Annotated in this window: 1 protein-coding gene and 1 pseudogene; both read left to right on the top strand. The window is 39.3% G+C overall.

The window, feature by feature from the left end; genetic code table 11:
- Window positions 1-132 (top strand): annotated as a pseudogene (locus KIV40_RS35665) (hypothetical protein); the annotation flags it as partial.
- A 247-nt stretch (window positions 133-379) separates the two neighbouring features.
- Window positions 380-857, top strand: a 478-nt coding sequence (locus KIV40_RS32100) for an iron-containing alcohol dehydrogenase (protein ID WP_285353389.1), incomplete at its 3' end; no start/stop codon positions are given.

Here is an 857-nt window from a genome sequence, read left to right as displayed (position 1 = left end):
TTGGTTTACGTACGCCTAGACCATAAACACATGGGCGTTGGCGGTGATGACTCTTGGAGCCCAAGAGTGCACAAGGAATTCCAGTTAACGGACAATCAATACGCTAACAAGGTGACGTTTAAACCCGCTCAGCAAGCGATAGAAGACATAAACACACGCCAATGTAGATCAATCCCAAAGTTCCGGCTTGGGGATTTTTCACATTTCTAAACACCTTCAAAAATTTAAAATTCATTTCACTACCACTTCATTTATATGACAGAAAATTCAAATGTAATTAAGTTAAGTTAGATTATATCTAATTTAACTACACGTAATTTTAATATTTCTACTTCAATATCCATTGTCATCAAATACAGCGATGAAGTAGAAAAAAATCATGTGGCACTTTCAAAATCCAGTTGAAATTATCAGTGGTGATAATGCATTAAGCGAATTACATTCAAGAATAAATGGGCGCAATTATTCAATAGTCACCTATGACAACGACGTATTTAAAACATATACAGAAGAAGTCATTCAAGCGATTGGTCACCAGCCCAACCACATTATTGATGGTGTAGTTGAAAACCCTCACTTTGATAATTTAAGTCTGCTTTGTGACCAATTAGGTCAGCAAAAAGAGAATACCGAAGTTTTTGTCGCGCTTGGTGGCGGTTCAGTAATGGACACCACAAAGGTATTGGCCGCGAGCAGTGGTGATTTCAATCGTGTAGTTGACTACTTAACAGGCAAAGTAGATGCGGACTCGTTGGCTTACCAAGAAATCATTGCGATACCAACCACTGCAGGAACAGGCAGTGAGGTAACACATTGGGGCACCGTTTGGGACCCAGAAAACGACAAGAAATACTCTC

It is taken from the genome of Vibrio sp. D173a, from assembly GCF_030248475.1.
This window is presented reverse-complemented; position numbering and strand designations above follow the sequence as displayed.